Source organism: Roseibium alexandrii DFL-11 (assembly GCF_000158095.2).
Classification (GTDB): Bacteria; Pseudomonadota; Alphaproteobacteria; order Rhizobiales; family Stappiaceae; genus Roseibium; species Roseibium alexandrii.
The window spans coordinates 2,514,716-2,537,096 of record NZ_CM011002.1 but is presented as its reverse complement, the minus strand read 5'-3'; the positions used below and the strand labels follow the sequence as shown (position 1 = coordinate 2,537,096).

Annotated in this window: 19 protein-coding genes; 14 read left to right on the top strand and 5 right to left on the bottom strand. The window is 56.4% G+C overall.

What is annotated here, in order from left to right:
* Positions 1–219 precede the first annotated feature (219 nt).
* A complete protein-coding gene (locus tag SADFL11_RS11795; protein ID WP_008197010.1) occupies positions 220–1,149 on the top strand; it encodes a sulfite exporter TauE/SafE family protein in 930 nt (309 codons plus the stop codon).
* Positions 1,146–1,925, top strand: a complete 780-nt coding sequence (locus SADFL11_RS11790) for a TIGR02186 family protein (protein ID WP_008193509.1) — start codon at positions 1,146–1,148, stop codon at positions 1,923–1,925. Before SADFL11_RS11795 ends, SADFL11_RS11790 begins: the two co-directional genes overlap by 4 nt.
* A 21-nt stretch (positions 1,926–1,946) precedes the next feature.
* Here the strand turns inward: SADFL11_RS11790 and SADFL11_RS11785 are convergent, their stop codons facing one another.
* Positions 1,947–2,537, bottom strand: a complete 591-nt coding sequence (locus SADFL11_RS11785) for a histidine phosphatase family protein (RefSeq protein WP_134853004.1) — start codon at positions 2,535–2,537, stop codon at positions 1,947–1,949.
* 25 nt (positions 2,538–2,562) lie between these two features.
* On the opposite strand from SADFL11_RS11785, the gene SADFL11_RS11780 reads away from it, so the two are divergent.
* Positions 2,563–3,699 carry an AI-2E family transporter gene (locus SADFL11_RS11780; protein ID WP_209002801.1) on the top strand — a complete coding sequence of 379 codons (1,137 nt, stop codon included), beginning with the start codon at positions 2,563–2,565 and terminating at the stop codon, positions 3,697–3,699.
* Positions 3,700–4,147: 448 nt separating this feature from the next.
* Here the strand turns inward: SADFL11_RS11780 and pdeM are convergent, their stop codons facing one another.
* Both pdeM and SADFL11_RS11770 read right to left on the bottom strand, forming a co-directional pair.
* A complete protein-coding gene (gene pdeM / locus SADFL11_RS11775) occupies positions 4,148–4,885 on the bottom strand; it encodes a ligase-associated DNA damage response endonuclease PdeM (RefSeq protein ID WP_008194325.1) in 738 nt (245 codons plus the stop codon).
* Positions 4,882–7,383, bottom strand: coding sequence for a ligase-associated DNA damage response DEXH box helicase (locus tag SADFL11_RS11770; protein WP_008192643.1), 2,502 nt, complete (start codon positions 7,381–7,383; stop codon positions 4,882–4,884). The genes pdeM and SADFL11_RS11770 overlap by 4 nt, the downstream gene beginning before the upstream one ends.
* A gap of 77 nt (positions 7,384–7,460) precedes the next feature.
* On the opposite strand from SADFL11_RS11770, the gene SADFL11_RS11765 reads away from it, so the two are divergent.
* From SADFL11_RS11765 to SADFL11_RS11740, 6 genes are all read left to right on the top strand, one after another.
* The gene (locus tag SADFL11_RS11765) at positions 7,461–8,495 is read left to right on the top strand and encodes a ligase-associated DNA damage response exonuclease (RefSeq protein WP_040451641.1); all 1,035 of its coding nucleotides are present in this window, start codon (positions 7,461–7,463) and stop codon (positions 8,493–8,495) included.
* A 31-nt stretch (positions 8,496–8,526) separates the two neighbouring features.
* Complete coding sequence (locus tag SADFL11_RS11760; protein WP_081450640.1) at positions 8,527–8,964, top strand: DUF4440 domain-containing protein; 438 nt, start codon at positions 8,527–8,529, stop codon at positions 8,962–8,964.
* 162 nt (positions 8,965–9,126) lie between these two features.
* Positions 9,127–9,522, top strand: a complete 396-nt coding sequence (locus tag SADFL11_RS11755; RefSeq protein ID WP_040451642.1) for a VOC family protein — start codon at positions 9,127–9,129, stop codon at positions 9,520–9,522.
* Between the two features lie 346 nt (positions 9,523–9,868).
* Positions 9,869–11,107, top strand: coding sequence for an HlyD family secretion protein (locus SADFL11_RS11750; RefSeq protein ID WP_008190915.1), 1,239 nt, complete (start codon positions 9,869–9,871; stop codon positions 11,105–11,107).
* Positions 11,107–13,224, top strand: coding sequence for a peptidase domain-containing ABC transporter (locus SADFL11_RS11745; RefSeq protein ID WP_008195541.1), 2,118 nt, complete (start codon positions 11,107–11,109; stop codon positions 13,222–13,224). The genes SADFL11_RS11750 and SADFL11_RS11745 overlap by 1 nt, the downstream gene beginning before the upstream one ends.
* 120 nt (positions 13,225–13,344) lie before the next feature.
* Positions 13,345–13,884, top strand: coding sequence for a tail fiber domain-containing protein (locus SADFL11_RS11740; protein WP_134853003.1), 540 nt, complete (start codon positions 13,345–13,347; stop codon positions 13,882–13,884).
* An 80-nt stretch (positions 13,885–13,964) separates the two neighbouring features.
* Here the strand turns inward: SADFL11_RS11740 and SADFL11_RS11735 are convergent, their stop codons facing one another.
* Complete coding sequence (locus SADFL11_RS11735) at positions 13,965–14,615, bottom strand: TetR/AcrR family transcriptional regulator (RefSeq protein ID WP_050776060.1); 651 nt, start codon at positions 14,613–14,615, stop codon at positions 13,965–13,967.
* Positions 14,616–14,880: 265 nt separating this feature from the next.
* Here SADFL11_RS11735 and SADFL11_RS11730 point away from each other — a divergent pair, with 265 nt between their 5' ends.
* Positions 14,881–15,726, top strand: a complete 846-nt coding sequence (locus tag SADFL11_RS11730) for a MipA/OmpV family protein (RefSeq protein WP_167578983.1) — start codon at positions 14,881–14,883, stop codon at positions 15,724–15,726.
* A gap of 58 nt (positions 15,727–15,784) precedes the next feature.
* Here the strand turns inward: SADFL11_RS11730 and SADFL11_RS11725 are convergent, their stop codons facing one another.
* Positions 15,785–17,884, bottom strand: a complete 2,100-nt coding sequence (locus tag SADFL11_RS11725; RefSeq protein WP_040453032.1) for a DEAD/DEAH box helicase — start codon at positions 17,882–17,884, stop codon at positions 15,785–15,787.
* 308 nt (positions 17,885–18,192) lie between these two features.
* On the opposite strand from SADFL11_RS11725, the gene SADFL11_RS11720 reads away from it, so the two are divergent.
* The 4 genes from SADFL11_RS11720 (at position 18,193) to SADFL11_RS11705 (ending at position 22,261) form a co-directional block, all read left to right on the top strand.
* The gene (locus SADFL11_RS11720; RefSeq protein ID WP_008193437.1) at positions 18,193–18,435 is read left to right on the top strand and encodes a hypothetical protein; all 243 of its coding nucleotides are present in this window, start codon (positions 18,193–18,195) and stop codon (positions 18,433–18,435) included.
* Positions 18,410–20,176, top strand: coding sequence for a methyl-accepting chemotaxis protein (locus SADFL11_RS11715; RefSeq protein WP_008197358.1), 1,767 nt, complete (start codon positions 18,410–18,412; stop codon positions 20,174–20,176). Before SADFL11_RS11720 ends, SADFL11_RS11715 begins: the two co-directional genes overlap by 26 nt.
* Positions 20,152–20,511 (top strand): hypothetical protein, encoded by a 360-nt coding sequence (locus tag SADFL11_RS11710; RefSeq protein WP_167578982.1) that lies wholly within the window; start codon positions 20,152–20,154, stop codon positions 20,509–20,511. The genes SADFL11_RS11715 and SADFL11_RS11710 overlap by 25 nt, the downstream gene beginning before the upstream one ends.
* An 85-nt stretch (positions 20,512–20,596) precedes the next feature.
* Positions 20,597–22,261, top strand: a complete 1,665-nt coding sequence (locus SADFL11_RS11705; protein WP_008196210.1) for a cisplatin damage response ATP-dependent DNA ligase — start codon at positions 20,597–20,599, stop codon at positions 22,259–22,261.
* Positions 22,262–22,381: the final 120 nt, after the last annotated feature.

Below are 22,381 nucleotides of genomic sequence, written 5' to 3'. Positions count from 1 at the left end.
ACCGACCCTAGTGAAGTTCGCAATGAGCCGGAGACGCAAAGCGTTTCCGGCTTTTGTGTTTCGCGGCTTGCGGATAACTGGCACTAATCGCTCGGGGTAAGTGATAAGTCCAGTTGTGCGGAATTAAATTGCTGAGTTGACAGAGCAACTGCCACAGGTTTTTAACCATTATACATGTAAGTTCATGCAGTCTTGTCTGCAGTTTTCCGGCGAAACCCTGTGCAATTATACCTTCCGATAGCCGAGATACCGGTCAATATCTTCGTGATATTTGGCATGGGCGGGGCCGTGGGGTTTTTATCCGGATTGTTCGGCATCGGCGGTGGTTTCCTTTTGACTCCGCTTCTCATCTTTTCCGGTATCCCGCCAGCGGTCTCTGTCGCGACGGTCACGACGCAAGTTGTAGCGTCTTCTGCCTCTGCAGTCGTCACCTATTGGCGGCGCAAGGCAATTGACCTGAAACTGGCCAGCGTGTTGCTCGCGGGCGGTATATTCGGTTCTCTTATCGGTGTGATTCTGTTCGACATCTTGCAGGCGATCGGCCAGCTCGATGTGGTGATCTCCCTGTCGTATGTAACGTTTTTGGGGACAATCGGCGGGTTGATGCTGGTGGAATCGGTGCGGGCCATGCGCCGCCGCCGATCGGGTGAGCCGCCACGGGCGCGAAAGCCCGGTCAGCACAATTGGGTGCATGGGCTGCCGCTAAAGGTCCGGTTCCGGAGATCTAAGCTGTATGTCAGCGTGATACCCGTCATCGGACTAGGGGCCGTGATCGGCTTTCTCGGCACCGTCCTCGGCATCGGCGGCGGCTTCATGATGGTGCCGGCGCTGATTTATCTGCTGCGCGTTCCAACGAGCATCGTTATCGGGACATCCCTGTTCCAGATCCTCTTCACCATGGCGGCAGCGACGATCTTCCATGCCATGGGAACCAAGACCGTCGACATCGTTTTGGCGATGACACTTATGGTAGGTGGTGTGATCGGCGCACAGTTCGGAGCCCGCATGGGCCAAAACCTGCGCGGCGATCAGCTGCGCTTGCTATTGGCCTTGCTGGTTTTGGGGGTTGGTCTGCGCTTTGCGGTCGATCTCTTGCTGTTCCCCGAAGACCTCTACTCCATCGCGATCGAAAAGGGGGCCGGGTTATGATCCGCTCCGCTGCCATCGCTGCGATGACACTGTTCTTCGGCACGCTCGAGGCCACGTCCAAAAGCGATGAGAGCCTGGTGACGGAGTTGTCGTCACAAACTGTTTCGATCCAATCGAACTTCACCGGTACCGAGATTGTCATTTTCGGACAAGCCCAAGAGATCCAGTACCGCCCCGATACGGATCTCGATTATGATTTGGTCATTGTCGTCGAAGGGCCTCCACAGGACATCACGACCCGCCGCAAGGGCCGTCTCCTTGGTGTCTGGGTTAACCGGGAAGCTGAGACTTTCAGCAACGTCCCTTCGTTTTATGCTGTGGCAAGCACAGCGGACATTTCTGAAATTGCAGGCAGAGGTCTGCTGGACGAACACGCCATCGGCTTGAACCATATCAATCTTGCCGTGTCGGGCGAGTCGAATGTGTCACTCTCCGACCGGGATGATTTCCGCAGGGCCTTCGTCCGCCTTCGTCAGGATATGGGGCTCTATTCCGAGCGGGAGACATCCATAACGTTTTTGACTGAAACGATGTTCCGGACCAACATTCCGTTGCCCGCCAACATTCCAGTTGGGGACTACGTCGTCAAAAGCTTCCTCTTTCACGAAGGCGACCTGATCGCCAACACGAACGATCACCTGCGTGTCGCAAAGACCGGCTTTGAGCAGATCACGTTCGAGTTGGCGCGGGAGCATTCGTTCGTGTACGGCGTCCTTGCGGTCATTCTCGCGATCTTTACCGGTTGGCTGGCTGGGGTAATCTTCCGCAAGGATTGATTAGATCACTCACGCTACGTCTCAGATCCTCAAGCGCCCGATCACATCGATTTCGCCGTTATTGATCTGGATGACGATGCCTTCGCCGGATTGCGGAAAGATATCAGTCAGCGCGGTGATGTTAACCTGATGTGTGATGACGACCAGGGCACCATCACCCAACCATTGCTCGAGTATGCGCTGAGCTGCCCGCGTCTGCTCAGGCCCGGCGGAGCGGTTCTGAAAAAAAGAGTTAAAGACCGGCTCTTCCTCGACTTGCCCTGGAAAGGCGAGCTCGGCTGTTTCGACGCACCGGCACCATTGTGATGTCAACACACGTCCGACGTTGATGCCCTTGTCCTGAAAAGCCTGCCCGATGGCACGGGAGTCTGCGCGGCCTTTATCATTCAGGTTGCGCTGTGTGGAGCAATCGCCAAGCGTGAAGTTGGCCGGGTCGCCGGTCCCAGGCGCCAATGCGTGGCGGAAGAGAACAATACGGCCGTTTTCCAGCGCCTGCCAGGCAACGTCATCTGCGCGCGCATGCGGCATCGTCAGGAGCATTCCCCAAGCAAAAACCAATACCAGGGCAACACGTTGAAGCGAAAAACGGGATCCAATTGGTGTGAATGTCATGTAGTCTGCCGTTGCGAGAGTTCGTATGAGATTCGACACTTTCTACGGTAGGGGCAGCATGACCGATCAGTCTCCATCAGAACCATCCGGTTCTCCTCAATCCAAGCCAGAACCAACCGTTGATGCCCGGGTGATCGACATCGCCATCCGGCTGGGTGTCCTCGGTGTGTTTGCTTACTTTTCCCTGCAGCTCGTGGCGCCGTTTTTTGCGTTTCTGCTCTGGGCCGTTGTGCTGACAGTTGCGCTTTATCCCGCCTATGCCTGGCTAACGGGCAAGCTCGGCGGGCGGAAGGTGCTGTCGGCAACCATTCTGACTCTCATCGGCTTAGGCATTGTTATCGGACCGGTGGCCGTGCTGGTGGTCAGTCTCGTTGAAACGCTTCAAAGGTTTTATGAGGGTGTAACGTCAGGTGCCATTTCGGTCCCGCCTTTGCCGCCCAAATTGGCAGAGCTGCCCATGGTTGGCGAAAAAATTGCTGAATTCTGGCAGCTCGCGAGCCAGAGCCTGGAGCAGTTTCTCACAAAGATCGGCCCGATGGTGGCGCCGGCCGGCACCAAGATCCTGTCGGTTCTGGCATCCTTGAGCGGCAGCGTTCTCTTTTTCATTGTGTCGATCATTCTGTCAGGATGTCTATTCGTGCCGGGGCCGGCGCTGGCCTCCGGAGCCAAACGGTTCGCCGACCGGATCATCGCGCCGCGCGGTGGCGAATTCGTCGATCTGGCAGGCGCTACCATTCGCAATGTCTCCCGCGGTGTGATCGGTGTCGCGGTTATTCAAGGGCTGCTGACGGGCGTTATCCTGATCGCCTTTGCGGTGCCGTTGGCCGGACTACTCACCTTTGCGGCTCTCATTTTGTGCATTATCCAGATTGGACCGGCACTGGTGATCCTGCCGACAATCATCTGGACCTGGAGTTCATGGGAGTTGTTGCCAGCGCTTCTCTTCACCGTCCTGATCGTGCCGGTCATGCTGGTCGACAATGTGCTCCGCCCGATCCTGATGTCCCGCGGCCTCGATGTGCCGATGCTGGTGATCCTGATCGGCGTTCTCGGCGGCACGCTGGCCTACGGCCTCATCGGCCTGTTCCTCGGACCGGTGATCTTGTCGGTGTTCTATGAGCTGGTCATTGCCTGGGTAAAAGCCGGGGAGGGAAAAGGGTAAGTAGAACTGTCAATTTTGTTCTATATAGGACCTGCTGATGTGACTTGAAGCTAGGTTGTAGAATTGAATCGAGAACTGAACCGCTTGATATGGAAGGACCGGGCGAAAACCATCGCGGCTGTGATTGGTGTTTTGCTCGCAGTCATTGCGTTTTTTATGCTGATCTTTTCCTTGATGTTCCCGGTTTCATTGAGAGACACTGAGAAAGTCGAAGGTGTTGTGATCCATCACTCGAAACACCAGAGCAACATGGGACCAGGCGCTGTTATTCTGAGGATCCGGCTTGTTGACGGCCAAGAGGTTTCAGTCACAACAAAAAGGAAACGTACTCCGAAAATTGGAGACCGGATCCAACTGTCCCAGCATAAAAACATATGGGGGCACAGCTTCTACATGATATCTCGCGTCTTGCGAGCTTCCTCCGCGAAAACAGCGATCGAGTAGAAAATCAATCCCCGACAAGACGTGTGGCCGTGAAGGGGAACAGGCGGTCGTTACCGAGCATGAACACGGAGTATTTCCGGCGCTGGAAGATCATGCTGAAGGCCTCGTGGGTGACGTTGAGCCCACCCGTCAGTGCGCCAAAGGCCGGCAAAACCAGACGGCTGCCGTCGGTCACGAAACACGCGCGGCGGATGGATCGGCCAAACCGGCGGACGCGGGCAGCTGGATGCAGATGCCCGCAAACCTCGCCAAGCGTCTCCGTAGCGCCAATCTTTTCAACCGGCTCATGGCGGAAGGTGAGGGGACCGATCTGAATTTCATCGACGGTCTCGCCGCACAGACGCACAGGCGCCACCGGGTCGTGGTTGCCGGTCACCCAGATCCATTCCCGGTTCAGTTGCAAGGTTGTCAGCATTGCCCGGTAGGGCGCGGGCAGGCGGTCAGAACCGTCCGCGTCATGAAAACTGTCGCCGAGGCAAATGACCCGTCCAGGGTCGAAGGCATCCATGACGGCTGCCAGCTTCTCCAGCGTGGTCGCCGTGTCATAGGGCGGCAGCATGATGCCGCGGCGGGCAAAACTGGAGCCTTTTTCTAGGTGAAGATCCGCAACAATGAGCGTTGCGTCGTCCGGCCACCACAGAACACCGCTGTCATGAAGGCCGACCAGCTGACCATTGATCTGAATGTCATGACACACGGGCGCGGCAGTATATTTGCGCAGGTGCGACGTGAGTGCACTCATTCCATGGCCTCCAGCAGCAGTTCCGACGCGGCCTCCTCCAAAAGGGAATCCATTGCCTCGCCATAGACAGGTTCCTTACCGATTTCAAGAAGGACCGGCACGGCGAGTGGAGACACGTGCTCCAAAGCAGTATGCGTGATTCGTCCGCGAATTCTGGCCAGAAGATCGCCCAATCTTGAGATATCCAAAAGTCCTTCGGCCGCATCGTTCCAGGTTGCCTGCAGAAGAATGTGATCCGGTTCATGGCTTCGAAGAACATCGTAGATGAGATCCGTCGAAACGGTCACTTGCCGACCGGACTTCTCCTGACCCGGATGGCGGCGTTCAATCAGACCGGCAATCACGGCGCAATTGCGGAACGTCCGCTTCATCAGGCTGGACTCGGCGAGCCAGGCATCAAGATCATCCCCAAGAATGTCCTGATCAAAGAGCTCTTGAAGCGGAATTTTTCCGGAGGAAAACAGAAGCGACAGATCGCCAAGCCCCCAGATGGCCAGGGCATAGTCGTTGGCGACAAACCCCATTGGACGGGCGCCCATCCGCTCCAAACGTTTGGTGAGCAGCATACCAAGGGTTTGGTGCGCGAGCCGTCCCTCGAACGGATAACAGATCAGGTAATGCTTGTTGGACCTAGGGAAGGTTTCCACCAGAAGACCGTCGCGGCTCGGCAGTACGGACTTGTCCTGTTGGATCTCAAGCCAGTCTCGGACTTGACCGGGCAAGGCTTTCCAGGTGTCCGGAGCAGCAAGCATCGCACGCACGCTCTCCGCCAGATAGGTGGAGAGCGGGAACTTCCCGCCCATGTAGGAAGGGATCATCGGATTGTCTGTCTGCGCGCGTGAGACATAAGCCTCATTCTCACGAAGTCCTTCGAACCTCAGAACTTCCCCGCCGAAGATAAAGGTATCGCCCGGGGCCATCTGCTCGATGAAATACTCCTCGATCTCGCCAAGCACCCGTCCCCCGCGGCCGATCGGTGTCCGCCGGCCAGCTGCCTTGGATTTGACGAGCCGCACTTTCAGCATTGGTGCTTCGACGATGGTGCCGACATTCAGCCGGTATTGCTGAGCGATTTTCGGATGAGCGATCCGCCACAAACCATCCTTGCCTTTCCGAAGCTTGGCGTACTGCTCATAAGACTTTAGCGCATAGCCGCCGGTCGCGACGAAATCGAGGACCTTTTCAAAGGTTCCCCACTCCAGCCAGCGGTAGGTCTCCGAAGAGCGGATTTCATCAAACGCCTGTGCCGGATCAAGAGGATCGGCGCAGGCCAATCCAAGCAGGTGCTGGGCCATCACATCGAGCGCGCCTTTTCGAAGCGGCGGCGTGTCCTGATCGCCTTTTTTGGAAGCCGCGAGTGCAGCCTGGCACTCCAGAACCTCGAACCTGTTGGCCGGGACAAGGACGGCCTTGGACGGCTCGTCCATGCGGTGATTGGCCCGGCCAATCCGTTGGGCGAGACGGCTGGCGCCCTTGGGCGCGCCGATGTTGATCACCAGATCGATGTCGCCCCAGTCGATCCCCATGTCGAGGGAGGAGGTGGCAACCACCGCCCGCAGCTGGCCCGAGGCCATGGCCGCCTCGACCTTGCGCCGCTGGCCGACATCCAGTGAGCCATGGTGTAGAGCGATAGGCAGCGTGTCATCATTGATCCGCCATAGCTCCTGAAAGACGGCTTCCGCCTGACTGCGCGTATTGACGAAGAGAAGGGAGACGTTGTGCTGCTTGATCTGCTTATAGATGTCGCCGATAGCATACCGGCACGAGTGACCCGACCAAGGCAAGCGTTCTTCCGATTCCAAAATGGAGATATCTGGCTCAGCGCCACCTTTCACCTCCACCAAGGAGGACAGTGCACGAGTGCTGTCCAGCGGTTGGCCGACCAGATAAGCGCGCAGGTCATCGGGTTCTGCGACGGTCGCCGACAGACCAATCGTCCGCATCTCAGGCGCCAGTTGCCGCAGGCGCGCAAGGCCAAGCGCCAGAAGATCTCCGCGCTTTGAGGTCACGAGTGCGTGGAGTTCATCGAGGATGACCGTTCTCAGCGACGAGAACAGCTTTTCAGAAGCTGGATCTGACAACAGAAGAGCGATCTGCTCCGGAGTGGTCAGCAGAATATCCGGCGGATTTGTTTTCTGGCGCTGCCGCTTGTGGGACGGTGTGTCGCCGGTCCGGGTCTCGATGCGAAACGGCAGGCCCATTTCGGAAACGGGGGCTTCGAGGTTCCGGGCGATATCGACTGCAAGGGCTTTCAGCGGCGAAATATAGAGCGTGTGGATGCCGCCTGCCTGACCGGGTTTGCGTTTGCCGCTGTCTTCCAGTTCCACGAGGCTTGGCAGAAACCCGGCTAGCGTCTTGCCCGCTCCAGTCGGGGCAATCAGCAAGGTGGACTGCCCGTTGCGCAGATGCTCAACCAGCTGCAACTGGTGTGCCCGCGGGCTCCACCCGCGGGATAAAAACCAGTTCTGAAATCGGTTGGGAAGAAGCGCTGCGTCCATATCGACCGTTTTAGGGAGTGTCGTGTGAAATTGCGAGGGCGCTGGTCTTTCAAAATACGCGGCCTATAGTCCCGTTCATGAGCGCGCTCCTGACCCTCACCCCCGAAGGCCTCTATTGCCCGGAGGCGAAAGCCCATATCGATCCGGTACGCCCGGTCGAAAAGGCGATTATCACACATGGGCATGCCGATCATGCACGGGCCGGGCATGGCGCTGTGCTCGCAACCTGGCAGACCCTCGACATCATGGCGATCCGCTATGGCAGCGACTTTTGCGGTCAGGCACAGGCTATCGGATATGGCGAGCAGCTGAACGTCGGCGGTGTCAACGTTTCGCTGCATCCGGCAGGCCATGTGCTCGGATCAGCGCAGGTGCTGCTCGCGGCACAGGGTGAGCGCACGGTGGTGTCCGGCGATTACAAACGGCAGGCGGATTTGACATGTGCGCCGTTCGAGCTGGTGCCATGCGATACGTTTGTGACAGAGGCGACGTTCGGCCTGCCGGTTTTCCGCCATCCTCCGGCACAACAGGAAGTTGCCAAGCTTTTGACGTCTCTGGAGCTGTTTTCGGCTCAGACCCATCTGGTTGGGGCTTACGCGCTCGGAAAGGCACAGCGGGTGATCGCTGAACTCCGAGCAGCGGGATATTCAAAGACCATCTATCTGCACGGCGCGCTGGAAAAGCTATGCGCCTATTACCAGACTCAAGGGGTGGATCTTGGGCCCTTGGAACTTGTCGGACGCCGTGGCAAGGAGCTGCAGGGCGAGATTGTCATGTGCCCGCCTGGGCAGCTGAGTGATCGCTGGTCCAGGCGGTTTGGCGATCCGGTTGCCGCGATGGCATCGGGCTGGATGCGGGTGCGGGCAAGAGCGCGCCAGCGGGGGGCGGAGCTGCCACTGATCTTGTCGGACCATGCGGACTGGGACGATCTCTGCCGGACCATTTTGGAAACCGGGGCCGAGCGGATCTGGGTGACACATGGAGCGGAAGAAGCTCTTGTGCATTGGTGCGAATTGAATGGACGAAAGGCCCGTCCCCTCAATATGATAGGCTATGATGACGGCGAGGGGGCGGACGATACACAACTGGCAGCAGTTGTAAGTGCCTCCTAAGCCGTCAAGAGCCGGAGTGCAGGAGGCAGGCATGGCAGACAACAGCGACTTCCATCAGACCGGCGACGAAGATGATCCGACCCAGAATGGCAACGGTGAGGCCGAAGAGGCCATCGCGCAGCTGTTCGATGATTATCAGTCCGGGTTCAACGACTATGACATGGAGCGGATCTGTGACTGTTTCGCGCTGCCAACAATTATCTGGCAGCATGAAAAAGGCCATGTCTTCAATGATGACGAAGAGCTGATCGAGAACATCGAGGTGCTCTTGAAAGCGCTTGAAAAGGAAGGCGTCAGCCATTCCGATTTTCAGGTGGTGTCCAGCCATGTCAGCGGACTGACAGCGCTGGTGACCCTCGACTGGTCGCAGGAGAGTGCCGACGGCGAGGCTGTCTTTGAATTCACATGCCACTATCAGCTGATCCAGGACGGCCAGGACTGGATGATTGCCGGGATCGTCAACGAATAACCGCGTGCACCACTTTGCATTCGATTGAAACAAATACGCCGTCCCGGCCTTGAGCCGGGACCAAACATTCCGCATTGCCGGATTGATTGACCAGGAGGCCCAGGCGGCGAAGGCCGGGGCAGCAATTGCTGCGCACATCAGCGCGTAGATAGAAAGATTAAAATGGCAAAGATGATTCACTCGATGATCCGGGTCAGCGATGAAACCCGGTCAATAGATTTCTATGAGAAAGCCTTTGGATTGAAGATCGCCGGGCGCTACCCGTTCGACGGGTTTACCCTGATTTACCTTGCAAACGCGGAAACTGGCTTTGAGCTGGAGCTCACGACCAATGCATCCCGCACAGAGCCGTATGATCATGGCGATGCCTACGGTCATCTGGCCCTTTCGGTCGAGGATATTGACGCCGAACATCAGCGCCTCGCCGGGCTTGGATTAACGGTCGGCGACGTCAAGGATTTCGCTTTTGAAGGCAAACCGTTCGCGCGGTTCTTCTTTCTGGAAGACCCGGACGGCTACAAGATCGAAGTCCTCCACCGCTCTGGCCGGTTTCAGTAGGAGGTTTGGGGTCGAAAGTTTGTTGAGCACGTGTGTTGAAGGTGTCAGTCACACCATCGCCGCACTCGGACCTAAGGCGCCATATCCGACAGCCGGTTCATCGCTTATAAACCGCCATGTAATGCCGCGGATCAGTAAGCCGCAGGTCCGAGTCCGTGGTGGTTTTGCGGCGAGCTACAGCTCACAAAATACAACCGTGCACACTTATCAAAGGTAGTATATATGGGCGGTGATAAGCTCATTCATCGGGAAAAATAGCAGAAAATAAGAAATGTAAGCGCTTGCATAATGCACCCCTGGGTATATGCTGGTTCAAAAGAACAGGAGCCGGCATTCCGGGGAGGACATGCTCTTTCGCAAACAGGTAATCGAAGCCAAGCGAACCAGACTGTATGGCGATGTACTGATTGTCACGCCAGTCGCGTTCAAAGTCATTGCTGTCTTTTTGTTCGGAATTCTGGTCGCTGTTGGCCTGTTCCTCGGCTTTGGCAACTTCGCCCGATTGGAGACCGTGCGCGGCGCAGTCATTCCGTCCAACGGTATGATCCATGTGAGGCCCGCCAGCTCGGGCTACATCACCGATTTTGCAGCCCAAGAGGGCGAATATGTCAGAGAGGGGCAAGAGCTGGGCAGGCTGGTGGTTGCGGACGCTGCCACAGATGATGGCTCGGAAACGGCTGCCCGACTTGCAGCTCATGAGCGGCAGATCTCCAATCTTGATGATGAGATCATAAAGATGAACCAGCTCAATCGGGTGAAACTTGATGACCTGAAGGTTCGAACAAGTGACGCACAAATCGCGCTGGAAAACATCAAAAACCAGATCGCCATTCAAGAGACATTGGTTGTTGAGCTCAAAGGCTCCTATCAGCGCGCGTCCGATCTTTCTGCGCGCGGGCATGTCAGCGGAGAGACACGGGATGTTCGCAACATCCGCTTGCTCACCGGAAAGCAGGACCTGCAGCGCCTATTGAGTGATCAAAACGATCTGGAAGCAGAGCTGCGGAAGTTTGGACGGGCGCGCTCGGAATTGATTGCGCAAAATGCCCTCGATGTTGCGCGGCTGGAGGCGCAGAAGGAAAAACTGCTCGCCGAAAAAGATATCTTCAAATCCCAGAAGGTTTTCAAGATTGTCGCGCCGATCAGCGGATATGTGACCACGGTTTTGGCATCCAGAGGCGCTGCGGTTCGCAGTGAACATCCGCTCTTTTCGATTCTCCCGGAAAACAGCGTCCTGCAGGTGGAGCTGTACGTACCAAGCCGTGCAATTGGGTTTGTCGAAGAAGGACTGGCAGTCCGGATCCAGTTCGATTCATTCCCCTTTGAACGCTTCGGTGCGCAGGCGGGAACGGTCCGGTTGGTGACACGATCGGTTCTGTCAAAGAACGATCCGAGTGTCCTCGTTCAAACGGGCGAGCCTATATATCGGGTGAATGTCGATCTCGCCGCAAGTGAAGTGTCCGCTTATGGCCGATCCTATGCCATACAACCGGGAATGCTTCTGAGCGCCAATATCATTCTTGAAGATCGTTCGATCCTCTCATGGCTTCTTGAGCCAATGATAGCCGTTGCGAGGAGAAGCTGATGGCAAGCGAAGCCCTATCAAATCTCCAGTTTATCGGCGGGCGCTCCTTGCCGCTGATCCGGCAAAACGAGGTGGCAGAATGCGGCAATGCCTGCCTTGCAATGGTTGCGAGCTATTACGGCTTCAAGACAGATATTGCGTCCTTACGCCGCCGGTTTCCGACGACAGCGCAAGGTATGACGCTTCGGACGCTGGCAGACATGTCAAACAAAATCGGCTTGGCAACACGGGCGCTGAAAGCGGAAGTTCAGGACCTGAAACGTGTGCATTTGCCGGCGATTTTGCATTGGGATTTGAACCACTTTGTGGTCCTGAAAAAACTTACAAAGAACCGGGCAGTCATTCATGACCCGGCACGCGGCGACCTGACACTCGGCCTTGAGGAGTTGGGCAATCATTTCACCGGGATCGTCTTGGAGCTGATGCCCGCAACCGGGTTTCAGCGTGCAGATGAGAGAAACAAACTCGCATTTACATCTCTTTGGAGCAGTATGCAGGGGTTGGGCGGTGCCCTGACGCAGGTTTTGCTTCTGTCTCTTGTTCTGCTCGCCTATACGATTGCCGCCCCTCAATACATGCAAATTACGATCGACACTGTGCTTCCCAGTCTCGACAAGGACTTGTTGATCACTCTGGCCTTGGGGTTTGGGCTTTTCCTTGTGATCAATGTTGTCGCAAACGTGCTGCGTGATTTGGTTATCCTCTATGCGGGAAGCAAGCTGGCTTACCAGATTTCGATCAATCTGTTTCAACACCTGATACGTCTTCCGTTACCCTTTTTCGAGCGCAGGCACATCGGAGATATTGTCTCCCGGTTTTCTTCAATCGAACCAATTCGGCAGTTTTTGACCAACGGTGTTGTCGGGGGCGTGGTGGATGGAATTATGGCTCTCGTCACCCTCGGCCTGATGTTCGCCTACAGCCCCAAACTGGCAGTCATTTCCCTGGGTTCTCTCGCGCTCTATGTCGCCTTGCGCCTTGCGATGTTCCGGCCATTCCGAACGGCATCGGAGCGTGAGATCGTTTCGAGAGCTGCAGAGCATACGAATTTCATTGAGACCGTCCGCGGGATTCTCAGCATAAAGGCTTTTTCGCAGGAAGATCAGCGTCAACAACGTTGGCACAACCTGCTAGCGGACGCGGTCAATCAGAGTGTGCGCGTCCAATTCCTGACGATTGCTTTCAATTCTTCCGCAGTTTTGATCCGAGGCCTGGAGCAAGTCATTATCATTTATCTTGCAGCGATGATGGCGATTGATGCGGCCATCACGGTCGGGATGATTTTTGCGTTCATGGCCTACCGCGGCCAGTTTGCGGACAACACCGCAAGGCTTGTCGAGCTCATTATCGACTTTCGGATGCTTGACCTGCATCTCGAGCGCCTCGCAGATATCGCCCTTGAGGAAAGAACCGATGGCGGACACGGCACGTTCGAAATAAAACATGGAAAATGCGAAGCGACGAATTTGTCCTTCGCCTACGACAACAGCGCGCCACTGTTGTTTCAGGATGCTTCGTTTGTCATCGAGCCGGGCGAGAGTGTCGCTGTGGTCGGGCCATCCGGTTGCGGCAAGACAACGCTTTTGAAAATCCTTATGGGACTGTTTCAACCGGTGTCCGGTGACTTCAAAGTTGATGGAAAAACAATTCAACAGATCGGAAATCCCAACTACCGGAGCCAGATCGCTGCGGTGATGCAAGACGATCAGCTGTTTTCGGGCACGGTGGCCGAAAACATTGCCTTTTTTAGCAGCGATATTGACATGGAACGTGTGTTGAGTTGCGCGGCAAAGGCTTGCGTCCATGAAGACATAGTTCGGCTGCCCATGGGCTACGAAACCTTTATCGGAGACATGGGCGCCGTATTTTCAGCTGGCCAGCTTCAAAGGTTGATGCTCGCCAGGGCCCTTTATCAGGAGCCAAAAATTCTGTTCATGGATGAGGGGACAGCCCATCTGGATGTGGAAACAGAAAGAGCAGTCAACAACTCTACAAGCAACTTGGGCATGACGCGGATCATTGTTGCGCATCGCCCCGAAACAATCGAAATGGCAGATCGTGTATTAATGATTGAAAGTGAAACAATTATTGAAGTTGAAACTGAAAAACAGAAATAAATTTCCGAATAATAGGAATGAATTCGGTCAAAAGTGGTGCTTCAGATATTGACAACCAGATCTGAAGTTGCAAAATGTAAGCGCTTGCATGCGCGCCAATATTTCACCTGGAGTGAACAAATGACCGAAGTATCGATAATGAGAGAACTTACCGTAGAAGAGTGCGATCAGGTTTCTGGCGGTGTCGTTCTGCTTGGTGTGTCCATCGGGATAAGCAGTCTTGTGGCTCTCAAAATCGGAATTAACGTAGGATCGGCCATGGCTGGTATCATTGCGATACTGGACAATAACGGGCTCTACAACCGGGACTCTTTGGAGCAGATTGCGGGCAGCACGCAACATGCGCATAGCAACGGTGGCGGCTTCGGCTCCGATCGCCGGATTAAGACAGATGTCCAACTGATCGGTCATCTCGACCATCTCGAGTTAGATGTCTATTCTTGGGAATACACAAACGAACCAGGCGCCCGCTATGTCGGCGTGATGGCACAGGATCTTCTGGCGCGCGAAGATCTCAGCCATGCCGTGTTCATATTCGAAGATGGCCCGCACAAAGGCTTTTACGGGGTTGATTACTCAGTACTCGGATTGATCTGTGTCCGGGAAAGCGAATTCGACGGTAACGTCGATACCCTGTTGGTGACAGCGATCGCAGCCTAACGCGCAGCAAGCAGCGATTACAGTCGCCGACGGCCCCGCCGAGCAGCCCGAAAAGGACTTGGCGGGGTTTGCGGTGTTGGTCAAGTTTCCTGCGGTATGAAGCCGTTGGGCGCAGGCGCGGCAGGGCGTAAACAGCCCATGATGCTGCCGGCCAGATGGGACTTCACAAGATCCGGGTCCTGAACGATCTGACCGTCTTTGATTGCGGCGTGCAGTACAGCCGGAATGAGGTTCCGGATGACAAATCCAGCGGTTTTCAGATCCGGAGCGCTGATTTCATTTTTCCGAACCTGCAGGAACGAGGTCGCAGCCGTATCAATCTTGCGATGAAAGCCGTCTGGGTCTTCTGAAAGCGTTTGGGCCGGGGTCTGTTCTTCAAAAGCCGCGTTAAGCCGGGGGGCGTTGAGATGCACTTGGAAATTTGCGTCGACGATCTTCCGGATGGCATCTGGCAGGGGCAGGTGATCCGACGTTGCCATGGCCGTTTCAACGGTTTTGAGAACGTGCGCACGATGCGCAAATCTCAGCTCTAATATGAGCGCACCCTTGTTTGGAAAATACTGGTAAAGCGACCCGATGCTGATCCCGGCGCGCTCGGCGATCATGTTTGTGGTCGCGCCGTTATAGCCCTCTTCATCGAAGACTTGCGATGCGGCTTCCAGGATAAAGTCGACCATGAGCCGCGAGCGTTGCTGCTTTGGGCGCCGTCTGCGCGTTGGGGCCAAGTCCATAAAAATGCTCCAATGAAAACCAGCTGCCAATAAGATCTGCGGTTGGGTCAAAAGTGTGACCAAAACGCGAGCAAGTCCGATGAAAAGTCAGGCGGCAACTCGATAAGAACCTTGAAAGATCAGGGAAGTCAGTGAAATAGCTCAAAAAAACCATTAAAATTCAGCCCTTTCCAAATCCGAAAACGCGAGTTTTTCGCCAAGCACCAACGCGTCACTTTCCAGGTGCCAGCCGATCCAGAACGGCGGCTCAATGGAGGTTGTGATAGTGCGAATTTGCTTTGGACGCTCCCCGGGAGCGGTTGTCATTGTTGCGATGGTGTGTTGCGCGCCGGCAGTTGTCCATGCGGATGAAAGTGCGCGTGGTCGCTTCGATGAGCAGGCAGCGGGAGCTCTAAGTGGCATTCATGGAATATTGGCGGTTGGAGTGGCCGCAGAACCTGAATTTGAGGGCGCTGCCGAGTACCTTCCGATCCCCCAGGCTTATGCACACATCACCGCCTTTGGATTGGGTCTTGAAATTGAGGGGCCGGAGGCCCGGCTGAACCTACGGCCACACTCCGCTTTTCAGTTCGGTCCGGCCGTTGAGTACCGGATGGGCCGGGACGATGTGGCTAATGACGTGATTGACCGTTTGGAGGCAATCGACGGCGCCTTCGAAGCCGGTGGATTTGTCACCTATCAATTCAAGTCCTTGATGGCGCAATCGGATGTTTTGGAAATCTCGGCCGAGTTGATGGCAGATGTTTCTGGCGTCCATGAAGGCGTGATTGGCAAGGTGCGCGCTGGGTACTGGGTTGCACCCAGAGAGCGGCTGCGGGTTGGGCTTGAGACCGAAGTCGGTTTTGCGACGGACGATTACATGAGCACCTATTTTGGGGTGTCAGAGGCCGGCTCGGTCCGTTCGGGGCTTGCTACTTACACTGCCGAAGGCGGGCTCAAGGACATTGGTGTCCAGGCGAGCATGACCTACCAGCTCACAGACCGCTGGGGGCTTGTCGGCCGCGCGTCCTACACGCGCCTTTTGGGGGATGCTGCGAACAGTCCCATCGTTCAGGACGAAGGGTCGGCAGACCAGTTCCGCGGCGGCGTCGGCCTGTCGTTCAAGTTCTAGTTCAGTGCTTAGGTTCCGAGAGAAAAAAAAGGCCCGCTGATGCAGCGGGCCTTTGGTCTTACTGTGTCCGGTCGGCTTTTCGTTGGGCGCGGGATGGCTTGTTTTTCTTCGGAGCCTTTTTCTTCGCTCCAGATGGTTTGGCGGCCGCTTTTGGCTTGCCCTTGCGCGGCGCATCGCCGTCGGCATCGCGGGGTTTGCGAGCTTTGCGCGGTGCGTCCCCGTCCTTGGCGAGGGCTTTCATATCCAGCGGTTCGTAGGCTGGATGATGAGGTGCTGCATCGACGTCGTCGCGGCTGCGTTTTTTGCCACGCGGAGCGTCGAAGTCGCGCTTCGGTCCACGCTTTGGTTTCAGCGTGTCTTCACGGCCCATTTCTTCATAGTCGGGCGCATCACCGCGGCGCGGACGCCGGTTTTGATAGCCACCCTTATCACCCCGGTCGCCGCGATCCTTGGGGCCACGATCCCGATCACCGCGTCCACGATTGCCACCGCCCCGGAAGTTGTCCTCCTTCGGCGGTTGCGGCATCTGGCCGCCGCGTGCATCCAGCAACTTGATGGTGACGTTTTCCTCACCCGTCCCCTCGCGCTTAACGGTGCTGGCAAATTTTTCACCGTGCTTGCCGGAGATCTCGAAATAGAGCTCGTTCTGGAAAATCTTGATCGCGCCGACTTCCTTCTTGGTCACATGACCGGCCCGGCAGATCAGCGGCAGGATCCAGCGCGGTTCGGCGCGCTGGCGGTGGCCAAGCGACAGCGAGAACCAGACACCATCTTCGAAGTTGTTCTTGATTTCAGCGCTGCGCCCGCCGCGCGAACCGGCATCGCGGCCTTGCAACGCGGTCTCGTTCAGCTCGCCGACTTCTTCCGGTGCAGGCAGGCGGGACTGGCGAAGCTTGACGAAAGCAGCTGCCAGCTGTTCAGCGCTGTGAAGAGCCAGCAGTTCTCCGGCAATCACCCGTTCTTCTTCTTCCAGCTCTGCGGAGAGGACCGGGTCTGCCAAGAGCCGTTCTTTATCCTTGGCCCGGATTTCGTCTGACGTTGGTGCGCCTTTCCAGGTGGCCGTAATGTTTGCGAAATGCAGAGTTCGCTCGGCTTGACGGCGGCGTGGGAAGGGAACCATCAGCACACAGGTGCCTTTGCGCCCTGCGCGCCCGGTCCGGCCCGAACGGTGCAAAAGGGCAGCCTTGCCTGTCGGCAAATCCGCGTGGATCACGAGATCAAGGTTCGGCAAGTCGATGCCACGTGCGGCAACGTCGGTCGCGACACAAACGCGTGCCGTGCCGTTCTTCATGGCAGTCAACGCGGCTGTCCGCTGCTCCTGGCTCAGCTCACCGGAGAGTGAAACAATCCTGAAGCCCCGGTTGGCAAGGCGGGCCGTCAGGCGGCTGACACCTTCTCGTGTCTGGCAGAACACGATTGCCTTTTCTGCTTCATGCAGGCGCAACACGTTGATGATCGCGTTCTCGCGTTCATTAGGCGCGACAGGGTGCGCGATGTAATCGATATCAACGTGTTGTTCGCGGGCGTTGATCGTCGAAAGGCGGACAGCATCTTTCTGGAAGCGTTTTGCAAGTTCGGCAATCGGTTTTGGCACCGTTGCCGAGAACATGAGCGTGCGGCGGTTTTCCGGTGCGGCATCCAGAATGAATTCCAGATCTTCGCGGAAACCCATGTCCAGCATCTCGTCGGCCTCATCGAGCACGACAGCGCGAAGTTCGGAAAGGTCCAGCGCGCCACGTTCAATGTGGTCGCGCAGGCGCCCGGGCGTGCCGACCACTATGTGTACGCCGCGGTCCAGTGTCCGCCGTTCCATGCGCGGGTCCATGCCGCCGACACAAGAGGCGGTCACAGCACCGGCTTCGCCATAAAGCCAGGTCAGCTCTTCCTTGACCTGCAGCGCCAGTTCGCGGGTTGGCGCAATGGCGAGTGCGATCGGGGCACCAGGTTTTCCAAGCGTTTCTTCTTCGCCCAAAATGGTTGAGGCGAGGGCAAGGCCAAAGGCAACGGTTTTGCCGGAGCCGGTTTGCGCGGACACAAGAAGATCGGCGTTGGCGGGCGCTTCGGTCAGAACACTTTCTTGAACGGGAGTGAGGGTTTCATAGCCACGTTTCGCCAGCGCGGCTTTCAGCGCCGGGGCGAGCGACATCAATTCGGTCATTGGATTCTTTCGACTGCTCCGGATCACCTGCGTGCCAATCAGCAGTCTACCGGACCGGGCCATCACCATGCAGGCCCTTGTGGGTCGCGGCTTATACAGGCTTATCGCAGCGACGTCCACCAGAAAGAAATGCTCATATTTTGAGCGATATTGTAAGTATTGGCCGTATTGGCAGAATCGCTTCTTTCGCATCCATGTAATTAATACCGATAGTATAAAGATGTAGGGAATAACATCTTTGGGTATATGTAAATTTTTAACCTGCCTCTGCGTTAAATTTGCGTGACAGAATTTCGCTGGGGTTTGGGATGTTCAAATCAATTCGCGCGCAGATTGCGCTGCTCGCCATCGTTCCGTTGGTGGCGTTTATGATTGCCAGTGGGCTGGCCCTCAATGAGGCCATGATCGAAAGCCGGAAGGCATCAGAAATCCTTCCGACCGCACTGATTTCAGAACGCTCAGAAGCGGTTTTGCACGAGTTGCAGAAGGAACGTGGCCGAACCGCGGTGCTTATGGCTTCCGGTTATGCCGCCGGCACGCGAACTGCTTGACAATCAACGCAAGGCGACTGACGCCGCAGTGGCGGAAATGCAGGCCGCGGTAGCCGACTTTGATATCAGCAACGAAAAGCTTCTGGAGCGCGTTCGCACGACCAGCGCCGAGCTTGATCAGATCACCCAACACCGAGCCGGTGTCGACGCGAAGTCGGTTAAAGGTCCGGACAATCTGGCTTTTTATTCCGGCAAGGTGCGCAAGCTGATCACGATTGTGAACTCTGCGGTTCAGGCGAGCTCGGACAATGAATACGCCCAGCATATGACACCGTTTCTTTTGTTGACCGAAGCAATTGAAGCCGGCGGTCTGGAGCGGGCAATCGGTGGACAGTTGTTCGCAATCGTTGGCAAAGACGGTGAAATCCCCTCAGCGCGGTTCCTGGCATATTTTGACCGTCTGTCAGTCGAAACAGCCTTCTTGAAGAATTTCCAGCAAATCGCTTCTCCGCAACAACAGGCAATGTTTGAGCAAACTGTGTCCGGCCCAGCCGTGGACCAGGTGATGGAGTGGCGCAAGGTATTGCGCACACTGCCTGAAACAAAGGACGGGCAAGGCACTGAAGGGTCCGTCTGGTTCGGCAAAGCAACCGAGCGCCTGAACATGATCCGCGCAGCTTCGATCGAAATGTTGAAAGCCGGTGAGGCACGCGCGGCACAAATCTCCGAGGCTGCGAACGGGCACTTGATGCTGGTTCTTGGCGAAACGATCGCGGTCGTTCTGGTAACCTTGGCCCTGGTCGCGTGGCAGTTGCGCAATGTCACCCAAACGCTTGGTCGCCTGACGAGTAGTCTGGTCCGGATTGCTGATGGCGATATTGACTTCAAGATGCCGTTCAGTGACCGCACGGACGCGATTGGCGAACTGGCCAAGGCTGGTGAAGTGTTCCAGGAGAATGCGCGGGTGCGCGGTGTTCTGGAAACAGAAGCTGCCAAGGAGCGTGACCGCGAGCGCATGCGCCAGAATCAGATGGAAAGCCTTATCGAGAAGTTCCGCAATCTGATGGCCAGTGTCACTGGAGATGTGAACGAAAAAACCGGTCAGATGACCGACATAGCCGCACGCGTCCGCGATATCTCGCAAGGGGCGTCCAGCGCTGCAACCGAGGCCAAGAATGCCTCCTCCTCGTCGTCTGACAACGTTCAAACCGTGGCGGCAGCGGCCGAGGAAATGTCCGCGGCAATCCAGGAAATTCTCAGCCAGGCAGATCGGGCCAGCAACGTCATTGAAGATGCGACTGGCGTGGCCCAGCAAACAGACGGCAATGTTTCCAGCCTGGCGGAGGCGGTTGAAAAAATTGGCACCGTCGTTGAGATGATCCGCGCCATTGCCGAACAGACAAACCTCCTTGCGTTGAACGCGACCATTGAGGCCGCCCGGGCGGGAGATGCCGGTAAAGGTTTTGCGGTTGTTGCCGCTGAGGTGAAGGAACTCTCGACCCAGACCGCCAAGGCAACTGAAGAAATCTCAAGTCAGATTTCGTCGGTCCAAGGGCTGACGAGCGAAGCGGTTGAGTCCATTCGCAAGATCTCCGGTTCCATCGAGATGATCAGTGAAGTGGCCGGTGCGATCACGGCAGCGGTCGGCGAGCAAAGCATTGCAACACAGGAAATCTCGCAAAGCATCACCATGGCAGCCAGCGGACAGCAAACGCGGTCAACAGTGCGGAGAGCGTGGATCAGGCCATCCAGGCAACGGCCGGAGAGGCCGAGACGGTGGATCACATTGCTGTCGCAGTGAAAAACGTTGCTGACGAAATGTCGCAAGGCATTGAAGGCTTCCTCAATGAGATGGCACGGGATGTTGAAGAACGCCGGCGCGCCAACCGCAAACAAGAGCGTGGCCAGCAAATCCATCTGATTTCCGAAAGCGGCGAGCATATCCGGACCCGTTTGATGAACAGCTCGGAAGGCGGCATTGGCGTGATGAACTTTCACGGTGCGGTTGAGGGCATGCATGTCACCTATGAAGACACCAAAGGACACCAGTATCCGATGGCCGTAAAATGGGTCTATGAGGACACGGTTGGACTGCAGTACTTAACCGCAGAACGGTCAGAGGAAATTGCCGCCTAGTTCCATTGGCTTGACCTTCATTTCCTGAACAGCATCTAACCGGGATAGAGTTGCCCTCGCCCCTCTTTCCCGGTTTTTTGTGTTCATGCGTGTTTTTTCCCAATTACTTGACCGCTTGTCGTTAGAACCGAGGCGCCTTGCAAAAGAGGCGCTTCTGGTCCGGTATTTTCAGGAAACACCTGACCCGGAACGCGGCTATGCGCTGGCGGCGTTAACCGGCGAACTGAAGTTCAAACACGCAAAACCAGCTGTCTTGAAAGCGCTGATCGCAGAGCGTTCGGACGAAACGCTGTTTGCCTTGTCCTATGATTTTGTTGGCGATCTGTCTGAGACCATCGCCCTCATGTGGCCTGCGCCTTCCGACTACGGCGCGAGCGCTGTGCGTGAGCAGATTGAACTCACGGGTGTTGTCGATGCGCTTGAGACCGCGGGCAAAACTGATGCGCCGCGCTTGATCTCGACATGGCTGGATCAATTGGATGAGACAGGCCGGTGGGCCGTGCTGAAGCTGGTTACGGGCGGGCTCCGGGTCGGGGTATCTGCACGTCTTGCGAAAACCGCCCTGGCCCGACTGGGTGATCTTAGTGTTTCGGACATTGAGGAGGTTTGGTTCGGGCTGAAGCCGCCCTATGAAACCTTGTTTGCCTGGGCCGAGGGCAAAGGGGAGCGCCCGGATAATCTGGACCCGGCACCCTTTCGGCCCGTCATGCTGGCCCACCCGCTTGATGCGGACAGGGATCCGGATCAGCTTGAAGCGACTGATTTCGCGGTTGAATGGAAATGGGATGGCATCCGCATTCAAGCAGCAGCTGGTGAAACGCGGGACGAACAAAAGGTGCGCCGTCTGTTCAGCCGCACCGGTGAAGACATCTCGCGCGGCTTTCCGGATGTTCTGGATGCGCTGAACTTCAACGGCTGTATTGATGGCGAGTTGCTTGTCATGGAGGGCGGCAAGGTTCGTCCGTTCGGCGATCTTCAAAAACGCCTGAACAGAAAAACAGCTGGCCCCAAGCTTTTGAAGGAGTTTCCGGCTGCCATCCGGGCTTATGATCTTTTGTCTCTCAATGGTGAGGATTTGAGGCCGTTTCCCTTTGACGAACGCCGCCGCCGCCTTGAAGCTTTTGTGGCTGACATCGATCATCCGCGGATCGACCTGTCGCCGCTTGTACCCGCGACGACTTGGGAAGACATAACAGAGGCGCGGAACACGCCTGAAAGCCGGCTGGACAAGGAAGATGCAGCCGCCGTTGAGGGGCTCATGCTGAAACGCTGGGATACGGTCTATACCGGCGGGCGGCCAAAGGGCCTCTGGTATAAATGGAAGCGGGAGCCGCACCTGATCGATGCCGTGTTGATGTATGCCCAGCGGGGCCACGGCAAGCGCTCGTCCTTTTATTCCGACTACACATTCGGGCTGTGGCGGGCGGCAGAGACCGGCGATGAACTGGTGCCGGTCGGCAAGGCCTATTTTGGTTTTACAGACGAAGAGTTGCAGCAGATCGACAAGTTTGTCCGAGGAAACACGACCAACAGGTTCGGTCCTGTCCGGGAGGTTGCCTACAGCAAAGATCATGGCCTTGTTCTGGAGGTGGCTTTTGAGGGACTAAACAGATCCAGCCGGCACAAATCCGGTGTTGCCATGCGCTTTCCGCGCATTTCACGGCTGCGCTGGGACAAGCCTGCTGGAGAGGCGGACCGATTGGAAACGCTGGAGAAGCTGTTGAATCCTGTAAGAGTGGCATCCAGCTAATCGGCTATCTGTGGTGACAAGTTCCAAAGAGGCCGTGCTTTGGCCATGGATTTATGGCAACGGTTATTCCAACGTGCTCATCAGAGTGTCCGATTTCACGGAGCCAGGAGAACCGGCATC

Coding starts and splice junctions, on each gene's coding strand:
- SADFL11_RS11760 (WP_081450640.1), top strand. CDS start 8,527: ATGGCAGACAACAGCGACTTCCATCAGACCGGCGACGAAGATGATCCG.
- SADFL11_RS11705 (WP_008196210.1), top strand. CDS start 20,597: ATGCGTGTTTTTTCCCAATTACTTGACCGCTTGTCGTTAGAACCGAGG.
- SADFL11_RS11755 (WP_040451642.1), top strand. CDS start 9,127: ATGGCAAAGATGATTCACTCGATGATCCGGGTCAGCGATGAAACCCGG.
- SADFL11_RS11720 (WP_008193437.1), top strand. CDS start 18,193: ATGTTCAAATCAATTCGCGCGCAGATTGCGCTGCTCGCCATCGTTCCG.
- SADFL11_RS11715 (WP_008197358.1), top strand. CDS start 18,410: ATGCCGCCGGCACGCGAACTGCTTGACAATCAACGCAAGGCGACTGAC.
- SADFL11_RS11785 (WP_134853004.1), bottom strand. CDS start 2,537: ATGACATTCACACCAATTGGATCCCGTTTTTCGCTTCAACGTGTTGCC.
- SADFL11_RS11750 (WP_008190915.1), top strand. CDS start 9,869: ATGCTCTTTCGCAAACAGGTAATCGAAGCCAAGCGAACCAGACTGTAT.
- SADFL11_RS11735 (WP_050776060.1), bottom strand. CDS start 14,615: ATGGACTTGGCCCCAACGCGCAGACGGCGCCCAAAGCAGCAACGCTCG.
- SADFL11_RS11740 (WP_134853003.1), top strand. CDS start 13,345: ATGACCGAAGTATCGATAATGAGAGAACTTACCGTAGAAGAGTGCGAT.
- SADFL11_RS11725 (WP_040453032.1), bottom strand. CDS start 17,884: ATGACCGAATTGATGTCGCTCGCCCCGGCGCTGAAAGCCGCGCTGGCG.
- SADFL11_RS11780 (WP_209002801.1), top strand. CDS start 2,563: ATGAGATTCGACACTTTCTACGGTAGGGGCAGCATGACCGATCAGTCT.
- pdeM (WP_008194325.1), bottom strand. CDS start 4,885: ATGAGTGCACTCACGTCGCACCTGCGCAAATATACTGCCGCGCCCGTG.
- SADFL11_RS11770 (WP_008192643.1), bottom strand. CDS start 7,383: ATGGACGCAGCGCTTCTTCCCAACCGATTTCAGAACTGGTTTTTATCC.
- SADFL11_RS11745 (WP_008195541.1), top strand. CDS start 11,107: ATGGCAAGCGAAGCCCTATCAAATCTCCAGTTTATCGGCGGGCGCTCC.
- SADFL11_RS11765 (WP_040451641.1), top strand. CDS start 7,461: ATGAGCGCGCTCCTGACCCTCACCCCCGAAGGCCTCTATTGCCCGGAG.
- SADFL11_RS11790 (WP_008193509.1), top strand. CDS start 1,146: ATGATCCGCTCCGCTGCCATCGCTGCGATGACACTGTTCTTCGGCACG.